Below are 16,718 nucleotides of genomic sequence, written 5' to 3'. Positions count from 1 at the left end.
TTTTTGTCTAATCTAAATGCATTCAAACAAATAGATTACTCACAACATTTAATCCGAAGTCTATTGTTCTTCGTACCAAGTGTAGTGGAAGTTACCAGGACGGTCAGTACGTTCGTAAGTGTGAGCACCGAAGTAGTCACGTTGTGCTTGCAACAAGTTAGCTGGCAAAACTTCTGCACGGAAACTGTCGTAGTAAGTGATGGCAGCTGAGAAGCTAGGAACTGGAACCCCAGCCTTAACAGCCATGGCAACAACGTCACGAACTGATTCTTGGTACTTAGCAGCGATGTCCTTGAAGTAGTCGTCGAACAATAAGTTTGTCAACTTAGGATCTTTGTCAAAGGCATCAGTGATGTTTTGAAGGAAGCCGGCACGGATGATACAACCTGCGCGCCAGATTTGTGCTAATTGACCAAATTGTAAGTCCCAGTCATAAGTTTCAGAAGCAACACGCAATTGTTCGAAACCTTGTGCGTAGCTCATTAACTTACTGAAGAACAAAGCTTGACGAATCTTTTCGATGAATTCTTTCTTGTCACCGATTTCAGCCTTACCTTGGTTCTTAGCTGCTGGTAATACTTTAGAAGCCTTAACACGTTCGTCCTTCATCATTGAGATGTAACGAGCGTAAACGGATTCAGTAATAACTGATTGTGGTACTTGAATGTTCAAAGCATCTTCTGAACTCCACTTACCAGTACCTTTGTTGTTACCACGGTCCAAGATCATGTCAAGGATAGGCTTTGTCTTGTCGTCGCCTAAGTCATCTTTATGAGTCAAGATGTCGGCGGTGATTTCGATTAAGTAACTGTCCAATTCACCCTTGTTCCATTCTTTAAAGATGTCAGCCATTTCATCAACAGAAATGCCGGCAACGTTACGCATGATGTTGTAGCTTTCGTCGATCAGCTCTTCATCACCATATTCGATACCGTTGTGGACCATCTTAACGTAGTGACCAGCACCGTTAGGGCCGATGTACGCTACACATGGTTTGCCATCTTGAGGTGCCTTGGCAGCAATCTGTTCAAGGATTGGGGCAACTAAGTCATAAGCGGCCTTTTGACCACCAGGCATTAGTGAAGGACCTTGAAGGGCACCTAATTCACCACCGGATACACCCATACCGATAAAGTTGATCCCGGACTTGTCCAGTTCAGCGTTACGAGCCATGGTGTCGTGGAAGTTAGTGTTCCCACCGTCGATTAAAACATCACCCTTGTCGAGTAATGGTAATAATTCTTGGATAACGGCGTCCGTTGGGGCACCAGCTTTAACCATCATCAAAATCCGACGAGGTGTTTCAAGAGACTTAACGAAATCTTCAATCGTATAACTAGGAACTAACTTTTTGTCGCCGTGGTCCTTCATCATGTCATCGGTCTTTGAACGTGAACGGTTGTATACACCTACAGTGAAACCGCGACTTTCAATGTTTAGGGCCAAGTTCTTACCCATAACTGCTAAACCAACAACACCAATTTGTGCTTTTTGATCTGCCATGATAAACCTTCCTTGTTATGTTTTATTGTGAAAATCATTATCATTATGGGCACAATCCCGTTATGTCAACGATGTTCCACAATTGTGAAGAGCAACACTATTACAGCTATTATGGTAGTTGATACGCTTACATTTTTCAACCGCTAGGGGTTCGTTTAATGAAATTAGTTGTGAAATAAATTTACGCTGACAGTTTATAAAACTTGGTTACAATCGTTTGTCATTGTTCTTAAATAATTGCCGTAATATTCGACATCGGTTAGACTTGAGTTTACTTGTGAAAAAGAAGCAGTCAAACAGAGTAGAAAGAGGGAGACTCATGGACGACGTTGTTATCGTCAGTGCTGTGCGCACACCTGTAGGAAAAATGGGCGGCGCATTGGCCAGCTTTAGTGCAGTTGAATTAGGAACCTTAGCGGCTAAGGCTGCAATTAAGCGGGCAAACGTTGATCCAAGTATCATTGATCAAACGATTGTCGGCAACGTCTTACAGGCTGGCTCGGGGCAAAATGTTGGTCGTCAAATTGGGATCAACGCTGGCGTTCCGGAAGGCAGCCCAGCGATGACCGTTAATGAAGTTTGTGGATCAGGTTTAAAAGCGATTCGATTGGGTCAATCAGCTATTGTTATGGGTGATGCCGATGCTGTTTTAGTAGTTGGCACGGAAAGCATGACCAATGCACCTTACCTGACGAATGGTATGCGATTGGGGACTAAGTTTGGTGACACAACGATGGTTGATAGCATGGAGCATGACGGCTTGACGGATGCCTTTTCAAATCAGCCGATGGGTGTGACTGCCGAGAACGTTGCAGAGCAGTACCACGTTAGTCGCGAACAACAGGATGCTTTTGCCTTGGCCTCACATCAGCATGCAGCCAAAGCCAGTGACGATGGTGCGTTTGCCGATGAAATGCTGCCACTAACCGTTAAAAATCGGCATGGGGAAACCGTTATCGATCGTGATGAAACGATTCGTGAAGATACCAGTCTCGAGAAGTTGGCTAAACTTAGACCGAGCTTTGAACTTGGTGGCACCGTCACGGCCGGCAATGCAGCGCCACTGAACGATGGTGCTGCTGCCATGATCCTGATGCGTAAAAACAAAGTCGACGAGTTAGGTTTGAAACCATTGGCGACCATTAAGGGTTATCAAGAAGTTGGCGTCAACCCACAAACAATGGGCTATTCACCTGTTAAAGCAGTCAGTGAGTTACTTGCTAAACAGCATCAGACGGTGTCGGATATCGACTTGTTTGAGCTGAATGAAGCCTTTGCAGCACCAAGCGTGGCAGTTGCCCGCGACCTGAAGATTCCGGCGGCTAAACTGAATCTAAATGGCGGTTCCATTGCCATCGGGCATCCCCTTGGGGCGACAGGCGTTCGGATCGTAACGACACTGATTTATGCTTTGAAGCACGCCAATCAGCATACGGGTGTTGCCGGCTTATGTATTGGTGGAGGATTGGGCATTGCTCTCTCTGTGGAAGTTAATTAAAACCTTTAGTATATAAAAATCACGATGACTACACCTGCCATTCTTGGGTGTAATTATCGTGATTTTTTAGTGTTCAGGCTAAGTAATTCCGTTTTCGTCAATCTCATTGTTCTAAACAGACTGATCTGATCGAAATATTTCTATCAATTTAGTTTTGACGTAGTCGGTAAATAATGAGGCCGGTGAGCGAGATAACACCGACAATAATTAGTGAAATGCTAATTTGCTGACCAGTGTGTGGCAAAGCCTCTGCCAGAGAATCCTTCTGTTTTGCAGATTCTTTGGTTGAAACGGACTGACCGTTAGATGGCACATTTGAGGACGAATTCGATGAGCCCGCAATTACTGTTTGGTCACGATTGTCAGATGTCGAAGATAGATTGTCGGACGTAAGGTGACTAGCGCTTGAATCGTTAGAAGCAATCACAGAGTTATCCGTTGAACTTTCATAGGCGTGATTAGTGTCTACTTGATGACTGTCTGAGTTACCATTACTTTCAACAGAACTGTTGTCACTATTTTCTGATGAATTGCTGTTTGAGCTTTCGGAGGCACTATTGGATTCGCTGGTTGAACTTTCATTGGAATTGTTGTTATCCGAACTACTGTTTGATTCTTCACCAGAGTTATTATTCTCTGAACCACTGCCTGTTCCTGAACCGGCAGTTTGTTTTACGCTGGCGGTAGCTTTTTCAGTATTAGTACCACTGCCGTTTGTACCCCAGCTCATTGTGGCCGTATTTCTAAAGATAGAACTGCCATCTGAGGCAACTGCTGGATCCTTAAACGTTGTTAGGTAATCAATGACAACCATCTGCGAGTCGAGTTTAGCAAACGTTGTTTCAAAACTATCGCCAGTCACTGATACTGTGTAATCTGTTCCAGCAGTCAGCGTTTCATCACGCTTATAGCTTGCTTGTGTGATGGGGTCTGTCCAGTGCCCATTAGACACAGTAATGCTGTCAGGGACCAATTGTTGATCGGCATCAGTGATGATATCTGAAACTTTTACATTTTCCATCGGTAATTCGTTACGATTAACTAAAATAGTCCATTTGATTGCTGGATTGCCGTTGTTGTCAGTCGTGAAGCTGCCTTTTTTAGACAAGTTATTTGTGGATGGACTGACAATCACTGGACTTGTTAATGTGCCATTGTTAGTCTCAAACGGCACGTTTTGTTCACCTAATCCGACTGTCGCCGCATTGAGTTTGGTCGAGAAGGTAATGGTGCCATGAAGGTCGCTCAGGGTTGCTGCAGTTTCATTAAACGTAACCACCATTGTGCCATCAGTCTTTACATCGACAGTTCCTAACTCCGTGCCATCATCTGCAAGCAGCGGAAAAGTTGATTCTTTTGAGACACGAAGGGCGTCAGGTAATTGAATCTTCATTTGATCGTTAGCAGCGATATGAACGTCGTTTGGCACTGCCCAGTCGTAGCGCACATTGACGTTACTGGCATAGCTAAAATTAGGTCCATTTGTAATTGTTCCACTAGTGATGAATTCGTTGCCGTATGTTGCGGCTTGTGCAGTCTGAGTGTTGAAAATGAAGCCAATCATCACGGTGAACATAATAAGTAGCCAGTTTATCAATCGAGAATTTTTCATAATTTAATCTTCCTCCCAAGTTGCTCTTGAAAATAGCGTACGAGAGAAATGAGAGGATAATGTCTCAAACTTCACGGTGGGTTCGATTTTTACGAGAAATCCGATTGGTGAAAAATTGATATACCTAGAAAAATGATAAATTTACGATATTCGACGTCGATTAAAGTACGCTCCTTGGTGTTTGATGGCATGGTGGGGTCGTTGCCGATAGCTCGCGTGGATGGCCAGTTAAGCCTCGATTATTTGGGGTAGTTTGGAGTAATTCAGTTATTTTATTCAAATCATCTTCGGATCCTAGGTCCGTCAAAATGTATGTTTGGGTAGCTTGAATGACAGGCTGATCGGGACAATGGTCAGATAAATAAAGGTCGTATTGTTTATTTGGGTCAAAGACTTCAACTGTTGTTCTAAGTGTCTGATTAAAGTAGTTTTGGCAAATTTGAATAAAGGGTTCAAGCCACATCTCACCAATTTCTGGGTCGACGCCAATTCGGTAGGTCGGTGCAAATCGCTGTCTCAACGTTAAACGCAGTAGCACCATAAGCTGTTGCACATATCCTGGATCGACAGAAAGTTGAAATTTGTCTGCCAAGGATGAAACGATGACGCGAGTAAGCTCGTGGGCCTGACGAATGATCAATTCATTATGAAGGCGTTGTTAGTAACGCGTTGTTGTATCTGGACGCATAACGTTGATATGACCAGCACAGACAGTGAGGTTGACCAATGTGCGATAGAGAGTAGCGACACTGTATCGTGTAATGGTTGGTGTGTCTAGATTAAGCATTGGCTGAACATATTCTTGGTGGATAGTTTGCGCCGTACTAGCTAAGGAATCGGTGGGATTGACCATATCAACAGCGGGTTGCCAAAAGGCGTCGTCAATGGGAAAAACTTCATGAGCAACACAAAAAATCAATAAACTTTGCTCCAGTTCGATCTTCTCGATTCGCTGCATAAACGTCGGCATCGAATCTTGTAGTTTGCGCCACAACTGCTGAAAATGGGGCGCACTTGCCATGGTCTTATAGACTTGGCGAGCGAGGGGCGATAAGGTCATTGTCGTGTCGGCATGTCGGTTGCGCAGCCGAATAATTAGTAGCCAAGTGTACAGTTTGCGAGGCCCGTCAGCTGCGAGATATTTATTAGACCCATCGATTAATAAACGATGCATTGTTTCCGCTAATGGACTGTTGCGCTGCAAATAACGACGGTAAACGTACTGGTCTTTTGGACAGACATTCCACAGCAGTTCATACATTAAATGTTGGATAGCGAGATCTGGGCCAGTGAGCCGCAGTTGGTTGATTTTGACGTGAAAGGGTGCTAAAAGCTCATTGAGTTCGGCAATCTTACGATAAAGAGTGGCCACACTGAAGTTGAGTTTCGTGGCCAATTGAATGCTTGTTAGGTTGGGATTAAGTACGATATTTTCGATAATGCTGATCTTGGGTGTCTGGCGATAGTACGAAAAAATGAGCGTTTTCAGACTCATTTGACCGTTGATGCGTAAATGAACTTTTTCATTGTTCCATTTAAAGGAAATATCATATTGGATTAGTGAAGGTCTCAGCACCATTTGGATGGCTTGTAGGTCGTCCATTAATAAATTGCGACTTGAAAAAGGTAACGCGGTCGCAATTTCTGAAATTTTGGCCTCGCCATTATTACGGTATAGATATTGCAAAATCCTAATCTGTCGCCGTTCAAACGGCTCTAAAAGATCTTCTTTGTTCATTAATTCCACCTCAGTGTCGTAAATAACTGTTGCCATTAATTAATTTACCCACTAAACTAAACGTATGGTTCTCAAATTTTTCGATAATTTTTGAATTATTGCAAGGCAGTTTTAATCTTCAATTTGTATCTTTAGAATAACGGAAATGATTTTATTAAGACATTTTTGTGCTTAGGAGGCAAATAGCAGTCGTGGAGAAATTAAAGGCTTCATTAACAAACAAGAAACAGTATCATGATGACCAACTTGGCGATTATAAAATGACAGCTTTGGAATTGGGTAGTGGTTTTTTTCAGTTCGACATTGATAGTGTGATTTATCAGGGAAGAATTGTTGAATCGCGTCGCAATGATGGCACGTTTCTAACCACGCTTGGTGACCAAGAACGTGTTATTGAAATCGAGTAGTCAAGATTGTTGGTAATTGAATAAATGATTATTGATGGCATCAGTTACTTTTGTTACTGGTGCTTTTTTGCGCGATAAGAACAATGAATTGTTGATCAAATGGCCAATCTGCGAACCTGTTGACCGTTTGTAAAGTGACTTTCCAAACCAATATGTTTGCACAAGCAAATAAATGGTCGAAATGAAAACGGATTCTAGCGAAGATTGCCTCAAAATTGTTACGATACTCATGTGAGATAACTTACAAAGCATTTGATGGTCGATTTGTGTACACAGCAAAGATAAGGAGTACAAATTATGCAAATTACAGCAGCTGTTGCGCCGGCTAAGGGTGAACCCTTAGTTGTTGAACCCGTTGAATTAGATGACACGTTACATGGTGATCAATTATTAGTTAAAATCGTTGCGGTCGGCGTTTGTGGCGCAGATATTATGCGTGCCAAAACCGGTATGGGCCGCAGTGAATTTCCGATTGTTTTGGGACATGAAGGTGCCGGCATTGTCGAGCGGGTCGGTGAAGATGTCCGCGAGTTTCAAGTTGGGGATCATGTGGCAATTTCATATGCTAGCTGTGGTCATTGTCGTCAGTGTCTGGCCGGTCGTCCATATGCGTGTGAACGCTCAGATGAATTGAATTTTGGTGGCGTTGATTACTACGGTGGTAGCCGTTTTACCTTGAACGGTCAGCCAGTAACGTCGTTCTTCCAGCAATCATCATTTGGTACCTATGCGAAGGTTCAGGAACGAAACGCTGTCAAAGTAACCAAGGATGTTGATGTTAGTCTGCTTGGACCATTGGGATGTGGCTTACAAACGGGGGCTGGTACCGTTATGCACATTCTTAAACCCGAAGTTGGCAGTTCAATGGCAGTGTTCGGTACTGGAACGGTCGGCGATGCAGCTATTATGGCGGCCAAGGCGATGCACGTTGCCAAAATCATCGCTGTTGATATCTTTGATACACGGTTGGCAGAAGCCAAGGCACTTGGGGCAACGGATATTATTAACAGCAAGACAGTTGATGATGTGCCAGCGATGATTCAAGAAATGACTGACGGTGGTGTGGATTATGCTGTTGTTTCGGCTCCTGCTAATGGCTTGCCAGAGCAAGCCATCCGCAGCACGGGGATTCTTGGCCATACTGCAATCATTGGCGGCGCAGCGCATGCGGACTTGAGCATGATGAATGACATTCTGGTGCCGGCTCGCCAAGTCACGGGTGTGTTACAAGGATTCTCATTGCCTAAGCTGTTTATTCCTCAACTGATTCAGTTGTATCAACAAGGTGACTTTCCGTTTGATAAACTGGTTAAGTTTTACGATCTAAAAGATGTCAATCAGGCCTTTGAAGACTCATTAAACGGAACCACAGTGAAGGCCATTTTGCGGATGCCTTAATTTATGCAGATAACATCAATAAAGTTTAGTGTTACGGGAAACAAAATTTAATCGGGAGGTAAGCATGATGATTTTAGTAACCTCAGCTGCTGGCCACACTGGTCGCGTGATTGTGAGCAAACTAGTGGCCGCTGGATTCGACGTAAAAGCAACGGACATTAATCCAGCCGTGAAAGATTTGCCAGGTATTCGTGAAGGGGTCGTTGCAGATTTAACCCGTGCAGATGAAATTGATAAGCTGATTGCGGATGTCGACAGTGTCGTGGAAATTCCACCCTTGTTTGTCGCAGAAGAAGCGGATATTGGCAAGTATTTGACGGACCAGTTGGCTGCTGCCCACAAACAATTTATCTTTATTTCGGTTACTCATCCAATTCTATCTACGTTGCGTCAGCATTTGATGAAACGTGATGTTGAAGAACACATGATTTATACCGGGATGGTTAAGGATTATCAATATACTATTTTGCAACCGATGCACTATATGCATAATTTCAATCCAAACATGGTTCATGAAACGAGTGCCTACAATATCTTTTATGATATCAATACCAAACTTTCCTATGTGGCACCGGAAGACGTTGGTGATGTAGTCGTAGAGGTGGCCCAAAATCCTGAGAAGCATAATAAGGCCACGTATGAATTGGTAGGTACGGATTACGCTTCACCGGTAGATTTAGTAGCATTGTATAACCGATTAACAGGCGAGCATGCCGTTGCCAAGCGTGTCGATATGACAGAGTTTCTTAATCAGGCAGGCATTCAAAATGTTTATTCACGAGATGCCTTTCGCCACCTAGCAGATACGTATAGTAAATGGGGACTCGATGGTAACTCGAATGTCCTACGCTTGTTGCTTGGCCGCAAACCGACAAGTTATGAAGACTATATGAAGCAGCAGATTAAATTTTAAATGTGGAAGCTGGCACCAATCTCAATTGAATGAGGTTGGTGTTTTAAGTTATGTAGATTATCAATATGTTAGTGACTCAGTAATCGTTAAATATCATTTTGAGTAAAACTGCTGACTTTAAAGAAAATTTGAAGCTTAATTTTTTAAGCATGGTTCTTGTTAAAATTTACCACGTTTGTTAATTGAGGTGCTATACTCAATGCAAACATAAGGAGGCGCTTACAAATGCAAGATTTCACTATGGATGAACTAAAGCAATTTGATGGCAAAGATGGTCATAAGGCCTATGTGGCTGTAGATGGCACTGTTTATGATCTGACGAATGTTGATGCTTGGCAGGGTGGCCAACACCACGGTCTGACGGCTGGCAGAGACCTCACAGAAATGATCAAAAAATCTCCGCACGGTAAAAAAACATTAACTGATAAACCAGTCGTTGGGCAATTGATTTAGTAAAAATATCAAATACTACAACGAGGTTGTGACATAAGTTTATTGAGGACGAATAATATGAGCAATATCGCGCTCCAAAGTCCTGAGAATTCCGCTTAACCCAAAACTGACCCATTCCCCAAGTTCGGGAATGGGGCAGCTTTACGTTAATGCTCGTTCTCAAACCGGACTTGTGTCACAGCTCAGTTTTGCAAATCAGATGTCTTCATTGTTTAAACATCTGTTAATCAATAGCAATAACGTTGAAAGGTTGTGTAGGTAGCCTTTATACTTTGTGGGTAGTTCAAGGAATTTGTCTCGTTTGGAAAGTGAGCTTGGCTCACGCGAGGTTATGATTATGCGTAAGAATTATTTGGGCCGACTTGTAGGACTCGTTGTCGTGATTGTTGGCGGCGCCCTGTTTTTACAAAATCACCCACTGCTGGAGAAGCAACTTTCTGCCCAGGTTAGCCCGGCCAACATTCAACGGTCATTTCAAAAGGTTCACGAACAAGTAAATACTTTTTTTACGGCCGTTACATTAAACGCCAATGCTGGCGCCCAGAATTCAACGGCTTCACAGGAAACATCGTCTAGCGGCAGGCCATCATCACACGTTGCAGCATCTAAAGACAATTCAACTGCCACCGATGCGACGCCAGTTGAATCGATTGTCAGTAATGTTCATTTGCAACCCACGTACTACTACGAGTATGCAGCTTCTGATTCGCCGGCAGTGCGTTTGGCGTTTGATACTGCCGTGCAAACGTATAATGCGACCGGGATTGTTACCCTTAAACCCGGTCACGCGGGCAGTGGACAAAACCAGTTGACGTTTAGCACCTATCATGAAGTTTCAAAAGCAGCCAGTGATGGCGCAGTTGAGGTAGGTCATGGCGGTCCAGAAATTTACCAAACGAATTTTAGTGGCGCTAACGCAACGAATCATGGAAGTGCCAAGCTGAATACAGCCTATTTGAGTTCATACAACGATGCTGTGGCCATTCACGAAGTGGGCCACGCATTGGGGCTTGATCATAGTAGTGATCCGAATTCCGTCATGTATCCAGTAACGCAAGGACGTGTGCAGTTAACTAGTGGGGATATTGCTGGCTTGAAGGCTATCTATTCGCAGAACTAATTTTAGCATCCTTTTTTTGCGCGACATTTTTTGAATGCATAAGTTATTGTTTTACTATATGGAATGATTTGTAGGTAATTACCGCATAGGGTCTTCTTAACTATAAGCGGCGAAAGGGAGAATTGTATTATATGAATAGACCTGCATTTAACAGCAAAATGGATAGCGAAACCTTTCATAAATATTATTGGTATAAAGCAGAGCTGGAACAGATTTGTAGAAAATATAAATTACCAAATTATGGGACAAAGGCTGAGTTAACAGGTTATATTGTTCAATTTCTGGAAGGTATGCCAGTTCAAAATATAAAAAGTGTTAGGAAAATACGCAGAAATACGACATTGAGTCTAAAAGCGGATCAGATCACATTGAACACTAAGTTGTTAAATTCAGGTTTTTCGCTGAATAACGAAGCTAGAATTTTTTTCTGTCGTTATTTCCAAGTTGAAAAGTTTTCGTACCGTAAATCAATGGGCGTAATGATGAGGGAAGTCGAAAAAAATGCTGATACTTCCGCCACGGTGGCAGATTTAATTGCATGCTTAGATGATGACAAACAAAAATATACAGAGAACGCCGAAGAAAAAACCTATCAGTGGAATAACTTTGTAAAAAGCTTTCGAAATGACCCATATAACTCGAAGTTTAGCTCACAAATGAAAGTAGCATCTATTATCTGGAGAATCCTCAGAGATTCAGACAAAGAAAAGGTTTATAGTCGTGAATTAGTAAAAGAGAACATTAAGTCGATACAAAAGTATGTGAAATAGGACCTGTATACGTAGATATGTATTAAGAAACAAGCTGTCATATTAAAGAATATGCAGGCAAAATTGCATACGTGGATGTTAAATGAATCGGAAAATGAAATGATGTATGCCAAATTACAATCAAGAATTGTGAATTATACTAGAGAGGCTTAATTCAATCAAATTGAGCGGTCTTCGATTATTGAAGTAATTATGTCAGATATAAAACGGCTGTAAATAATATTTACACATATTATTTACAGGCGTTTAGCGTTTTTTACAAAATTTTAAATTAATGACAGGCGGTTAATGTGTTCTGTTATTAATAAATCATAATCAGGATTTATTTTTGGCAAGATTTACTCTACGTGAATCTTATTCAAACGGACAGTGTGTTTCGAGCATAATGCTATAGATAGTTACGTCCGTTAATGCTATTTTAAAACACCAGAACGATGGCTGGCCCCCATCGCGAAGCTGCCGATCTTGTTGAAAATGGTGCTAAGCATTATACGGTAATTCGACCAGGCTGGATTAATAAGAGTCCGACTTCGCAAGACTATGAGATCACTAAAGAAGGAAGGCCATTTAATGGTTGCGACATGTCTCCTGAAAATATGGCCAAACTTGTTTTAAACATTATTCAAAATCCGCAGGAATATAATGGTCGCAACCTTGGTATCAATGACAAATAATATATATATATATCGAGAATGCTCACAATAATCTGAACCAACTCGAAAATGACAAGAATGAATAATAGTAAGTAGGGGAATGGCTCAGCTTTGACCCAGGCGCTACCTTTATAATCAAATAGGCAGTAAGCAACTAATCGTTTGGAATAGTTGCTTACTGCCTTTTTTGAAATATTTAAATTGGAAAGCTGAATTCAACACAACTTTCTCGCGTCAATTTAAATTAACGGTTTAAGCGATATACCCAAGTCCGGTGATCACGTTGCAACAGTTCATCTGATGCAGCTGGTCCCATAGAACCGGAGATGTAGTTAGGGAAGTCTGGTGTTTCTGAATCCCATAACTTCTGGATAACATCGACGAACTTCCATGCGTATGAAACTTCATCCCATGAGGCGAAGTTAGTTTGGTCACCCTTCAAGGTGTCATGCAGCAAACGTTCGTATGGTTCTGGCGTTTCTTCTTTTTGAGCAACATCTTGCTGGAAGTCCAAATGGATTGGTTCCGTTTCGAAACCTTGACCAGCAGTCTTGGCGTTCAATTGGAGAGAGAAGCCTGAGTTTGGTTCAACGTAGATGGTCAAAACATTTGGTGCCAAAGAGTTATCACGGTTTTGTGGGAAGGCGAAGATGTCGATCAAAGGCTTCTTGAAGACAACGTCGATCCGTGTAAACTTGTCAGCTAAACGCTTACCAGTCCGGACGTAGAAAGGAACACCTGACCAACGATAGTTGTCGAATAATAATTTACCGGCAACAAACGTGTCGTTGTGTGAATCCTTCGGTACGTTTGGTTCATCACGGTAAGCAGGTTCAGTATCGTTAGCACCATATTGGCCGCGGATAAAGTTCTTGGCAGCTTCGGCTGGGCTGTAAACCCGGAGTGAACGCAATGCCTTGATCTTTTCAACACGAACATCGGCGTCAGTGAATGAAACAGGTTGTTCCATTGCTAATTGAGAAACGATTTGCATGATATGGTTTTGAACCATGTCACGTAAAGCACCAGCAGTATCGTAGTAACCGGCACGGTCTTCAACACCAAGTTTTTCACTTAAGGTCACTTGAACGTTGTCGATGTAACGGTTGTTCCACAGAGATTCAACAAGCGTATTGCCGAAACGCAAAGCCTGAATATTTTGAACCATTTCCTTACCAAGGTAGTGGTCAATTCGGTAGATTTGAGTTTCGTCAAATGCACCGGATAATTGGGTGTTTAAAGTTTCAGCAGTTGTGAAGTCAGTACCAAATGGTTTTTCAATGACCAAACGGTTTGAACCATTTTCAGAGAGCAAACCTTCTGACTTCAAGTTGAGGGCAACTTCACCGAAGAAGCGTGGTGCCATGGACAGATAGAAGATCCGGTTACCGTTGATGCTGTATTGTTTGTCCAGCTTTTCAACGAGGTCCTTCATCACAGCGTAGTGCGCCTTATCCGTAACATCGTGTGCAATGTAGTAAAAATGTGACACGAAAATTTCTGCCGCGTGCATATCTGCATCCGGTTGGTCATCCTTAATGGATTGTGTTACGACTTCACGGAATTTGTCGTCGGTCCAGCTATCACGAGCAGTTCCGAGAACGGCAAAATGTTCGCCTAAGTTTCCGCGAACGTAAAGTTTGAAGAGGGATGGGTACAGTTTACGTTTGGCAAGGTCACCAGTACCACCAAAGAAAGTAAACAATGAGCTGTATTCTGTTGCCACGGTTTTCACTCCTTAAATGCCTGTAAATGTAGGGTTGTATTGACAGAAAACGAAACCGCTTTCTGTCGTTGACTGGTTCATTATATAACAATATCTAGCGCGATGCACCACCGTGAGCAACCGGTTTCATTAGGTTCAGGCCGTGAATTAGTTATGAAAACTTATCATATCAACGATTAGCATTGGTCTGGTCCACCAAAATGAATTTCAAAAAAATTTACATTAATGGAAAATATTGATGAAAAAAGTTTTCTACGGGCCTAGCGATCGATCTAATATTAACTTTTTTGAGGAGGGCAGCTGACGCCTACGGTTGGCAACATTGACACGCTCGCCGTGGGACCGGTTCAAGCCGGAAGTTCACCGTCTTTCACCTCGTCGTAAAGCCGAAGTTCACGTCTTCACGACCGTCCGTAACCTAAATTCGAGCAAACCACTCGAATTAACGTGACCTTCACGGCTCGGTGTCAATGTTGCCGCCCTTCGGCTCATATAACAGCGCAATCGACTAGCTATCAGTCAACAGTCCAGTATTTTTCTGCAAAATGCCACTAAAAAACTGCTGGACCCATTATTCAGGTAGGCCAACAGTTTAGAAGATTAAAATTCATTGTTTGATTATAGTTTGAACAATTCCGTTGCTTTGACCGCTGTTTGCCAGCCTTGATACAAACGTTGCCGGTGGTCCTCGGGCATATAAGGAGAGAAGGTCTTGCCCTGTTGGTAGATAGCCTGGAGGGCGTCGACATTATCCCAAAAGCCAACGGCGAGACCTGCTAGAAAGGCCGCACCGAGTGCTGTTGTTTCCTCATCAGCGGAACGATCAATTTCCATATTAAGAATGTCCGCCTGAAATTGCATAAGATAGGTGTTTCGTGATGAGGCACCGTCAGCTTTCAAACGGGGGATGGCAAGCTGCGTATCTTTTCGCATGGTTTCGATAACGTCACGTGTTTGGTAGGCAATCGATTGTAAAGTGGCCTTAACAAAATCGTTTTGAGTTGTCCCACGGGTGATTCCATAAACAGCGCCACGAGCAGCATCGTCCCAATAAGGAGCACCTAGTCCGGAGAAAGCGGGGACCACATAGACTTCATCGTGATCAGTTGAGGCTAACGCAGCCCGTTTGGCAGCTGGTTCGTCCGGAATCATTTTCATTTCATCTTGTAGCCAGCCAATCGCGGAACCGGCCACGAAGATAGAGCCTTCAAGGGCGTATTGCACACTGCCATTTAGACCATAGGCGATGGTTGTAAGTAGCCCGTTATTTGAAATCAACGGTTCATCACCCGTATTCATCACGATGAAGGCACCAGCACCATACGTGTTTTTGATGACACCTTTATCGAAGCCCATTTGGCCAAACAAAGCGGCCTGCTGGTCACCAGCGAGGGCAGCAATAGGGACTTCGGCACCGAAAAATTGATAGTTTTGGGTGTGACCGTAGACTTCAGAAGATGACTTAACCTCGGGCAACATGGCGCGGGGAATATTCATCAGCTTGAGAATTTCATCATCCCAATCCAATGTGTGAATGTTAAACAGCATCGTTCGACTGGCATTGGAGTAATCAGTGACATGAAGCGCACTGCCTGACAATTTCCATGCCAGCCACGAATCAACCGTGCCAAAACAGAGCTCACCTTTTTCAGCGCGTTCTTGCGCACCCTCGACGTGATCAAGAAGCCAACGAATTTTGGCGGCTGAGAAGTAAGAATTAATAAAGAGTCCTGTTTTTTGATGGATCATCTCACCGTACCCATCTTTGATGAGTTGCCGGGTAACATCATCCGTTTGCTTAGACTGCCAACCAACTGCCGGTGCAATTGGCTCACCAGTTGTCCGGTCCCAGATAATGGTCGTTTCACGTTGTGTGACAATGCCAACCCCGTCAATTTGGTCCGGATGGATACCAGCGTTAATCAAGACAGACGAAATTACTGATTGAACGGAATTCCACAGTAAATTCGGATCATGTTCCACCCATCCAGGATGGCGATTGATTTGTGGTAATGGTTGGGAAGCCGCGGTAACCCGTCGGCCATTTTTATTGATGATAATTGCCCGCGATGCAGAGGTGCCTTGATCCACGGCCAAAATGTAATGTTCAGTGACGAATGCCATAGTTTGCCTCGTTTTTATTTTGCCTTTGTAACCGGTTACTAATGCTGTCAGTATAGCGAATCAATGGGCAATGAACAAACTCCAAATTAAAATTTAATCTTGTATTTATTTTTAAACGGGATATTATATATCCTGTTAATAAAAAGGATACCGAATGTCGTGTTTGTAAACGCACATTTCTGGAGGATATCGCAATGAAAGTTAAACCAAGTTTGGAACAAGCCATCTGTGTGTTGATGCTCTTGGCGATTCAAAAACGTGAAATACCATTACACAGTACTTTGATTTCACAACGGCTGGGACTATCAGATTCATATACCAAAAAAGTCATTCAACATCTGTCACGGGCTGGCTTAGTTCGATCTGTTTCTGGTAAGGATGGCGGCTTCGTGATCAATCGTGAGCCGGATCAAATTACGATGTTGGACGTTTTTAACACCATTGAGGGAACTGACCCGTTCGGTGTTTCATCAGGACTTGCCGACCACGTTTTCGGCATGTCCAAGGATCCGTCATTTGATGCTTGTTATCACATGGGACGCTTGGATGAAGGCCATAATCCTGGGGATGCCAAGGAAGAGGCGTTGGCAATCTTTGCGGAGGCTGAGAAAAGTTATCGTGACAAGTTAGCTGCATCCACGCTCAATGAGTTGTGCCCGCATCGTGACGGCAAACTGATCACGATCGATTGGACACCATGGTTGCAGGCAAAGAGTGATGCTCAGGCCCAGGGAGAAGTTGATCAATAACGTGGAAGTCGTCACATTCGGTGGGTTCCCGAGTGAAACGACTTTCGGGTTATG

General features: G+C 43.2%; 15 protein-coding genes. 9 read left to right on the top strand and 6 right to left on the bottom strand.

Annotation, left to right across the window (positions count from 1 at the left end; translation table 11 throughout):
* Positions 1-60: 60 nt before the first annotated feature.
* Positions 61-1,503 (bottom strand): NADP-dependent phosphogluconate dehydrogenase, encoded by a 1,443-nt coding sequence (gndA, locus tag LDK34_RS06750; protein WP_017260881.1) that lies wholly within the window; start codon positions 1,501-1,503, stop codon positions 61-63.
* A 319-nt stretch (positions 1,504-1,822) separates the two neighbouring features.
* Between gndA and LDK34_RS06745 the strand changes: the two genes are divergently transcribed.
* The gene (locus LDK34_RS06745) at positions 1,823-3,001 is read left to right on the top strand and encodes a thiolase family protein (protein WP_178943258.1); all 1,179 of its coding nucleotides are present in this window, start codon (positions 1,823-1,825) and stop codon (positions 2,999-3,001) included.
* A gap of 148 nt (positions 3,002-3,149) precedes the next feature.
* Here LDK34_RS06745 and LDK34_RS06740 read toward each other — a convergent pair whose 3' ends face one another.
* The 3 genes from LDK34_RS06740 to LDK34_RS06730 all read right to left on the bottom strand — a co-directional run bounded on the left by LDK34_RS06740 (position 3,150) and on the right by LDK34_RS06730 (position 6,351).
* Complete coding sequence (locus LDK34_RS06740) at positions 3,150-4,613, bottom strand: Ig-like domain-containing protein (RefSeq protein WP_178943257.1); 1,464 nt, start codon at positions 4,611-4,613, stop codon at positions 3,150-3,152.
* Between the two features lie 160 nt (positions 4,614-4,773).
* The gene (locus tag LDK34_RS06735) at positions 4,774-5,205 is read right to left on the bottom strand and encodes a hypothetical protein (protein WP_178943256.1); all 432 of its coding nucleotides are present in this window, start codon (positions 5,203-5,205) and stop codon (positions 4,774-4,776) included.
* A 66-nt stretch (positions 5,206-5,271) separates the two neighbouring features.
* Complete coding sequence (locus tag LDK34_RS06730) at positions 5,272-6,351, bottom strand: helix-turn-helix domain-containing protein (RefSeq protein ID WP_178943255.1); 1,080 nt, start codon at positions 6,349-6,351, stop codon at positions 5,272-5,274.
* Between the two features lie 191 nt (positions 6,352-6,542).
* Between LDK34_RS06730 and LDK34_RS06725 the strand changes: the two genes are divergently transcribed.
* The 7 genes from LDK34_RS06725 to LDK34_RS06695 all read left to right on the top strand — a co-directional run bounded on the left by LDK34_RS06725 (position 6,543) and on the right by LDK34_RS06695 (position 12,086).
* A complete protein-coding gene (locus LDK34_RS06725) occupies positions 6,543-6,758 on the top strand; it encodes a hypothetical protein (RefSeq protein ID WP_178943254.1) in 216 nt (71 codons plus the stop codon).
* 297 nt (positions 6,759-7,055) lie between these two features.
* Entirely contained in the window at positions 7,056-8,156 is a 1,101-nt protein-coding gene (locus tag LDK34_RS06720; RefSeq protein ID WP_178943252.1) for an NAD(P)-dependent alcohol dehydrogenase, read from the top strand.
* A gap of 64 nt (positions 8,157-8,220) precedes the next feature.
* Positions 8,221-9,069, top strand: a complete 849-nt coding sequence (locus LDK34_RS06715; protein ID WP_225439121.1) for an SDR family oxidoreductase — start codon at positions 8,221-8,223, stop codon at positions 9,067-9,069.
* Between the two features lie 225 nt (positions 9,070-9,294).
* Positions 9,295-9,522 carry a cytochrome b5 domain-containing protein gene (locus LDK34_RS06710; RefSeq protein ID WP_178943251.1) on the top strand — a complete coding sequence of 76 codons (228 nt, stop codon included), beginning with the start codon at positions 9,295-9,297 and terminating at the stop codon, positions 9,520-9,522.
* 337 nt (positions 9,523-9,859) lie between these two features.
* Entirely contained in the window at positions 9,860-10,642 is a 783-nt protein-coding gene (locus tag LDK34_RS06705) for a matrixin family metalloprotease (protein WP_178943250.1), read from the top strand.
* A 131-nt stretch (positions 10,643-10,773) separates the two neighbouring features.
* Positions 10,774-11,412, top strand: coding sequence for an SAP domain-containing protein (locus tag LDK34_RS06700; RefSeq protein WP_178943249.1), 639 nt, complete (start codon positions 10,774-10,776; stop codon positions 11,410-11,412).
* Positions 11,413-11,846: 434 nt separating this feature from the next.
* The gene (locus LDK34_RS06695) at positions 11,847-12,086 is read left to right on the top strand and encodes an NAD(P)H-binding protein (protein ID WP_178943248.1); all 240 of its coding nucleotides are present in this window, start codon (positions 11,847-11,849) and stop codon (positions 12,084-12,086) included.
* A 223-nt stretch (positions 12,087-12,309) separates the two neighbouring features.
* On the opposite strand, the gene zwf is transcribed toward LDK34_RS06695, so the two are convergent.
* The gene (gene zwf / locus LDK34_RS06690) at positions 12,310-13,791 is read right to left on the bottom strand and encodes a glucose-6-phosphate dehydrogenase (RefSeq protein WP_236941598.1); all 1,482 of its coding nucleotides are present in this window, start codon (positions 13,789-13,791) and stop codon (positions 12,310-12,312) included.
* Between the two features lie 618 nt (positions 13,792-14,409).
* Positions 14,410-15,915 carry a glycerol kinase GlpK gene (glpK, locus tag LDK34_RS06685; protein ID WP_178943246.1) on the bottom strand — a complete coding sequence of 502 codons (1,506 nt, stop codon included), beginning with the start codon at positions 15,913-15,915 and terminating at the stop codon, positions 14,410-14,412.
* 194 nt (positions 15,916-16,109) lie between these two features.
* Between glpK and LDK34_RS06680 the strand changes: the two genes are divergently transcribed.
* On the top strand, positions 16,110-16,664 hold the full coding sequence (locus LDK34_RS06680; RefSeq protein WP_178943245.1) for an RrF2 family transcriptional regulator: 555 nt from the start codon (positions 16,110-16,112) through the stop codon (positions 16,662-16,664).
* Positions 16,665-16,718 lie beyond the last annotated feature (54 nt).

The sequence above is a fragment of the Furfurilactobacillus milii genome, assembly GCF_021654115.1.
Taxonomy (GTDB): Bacteria; Bacillota; Bacilli; order Lactobacillales; family Lactobacillaceae; genus Furfurilactobacillus; species Furfurilactobacillus milii.
Note: the sequence above shows the minus strand (reverse complement) of the source record. Positions and strands in the feature narration are given on the sequence as shown.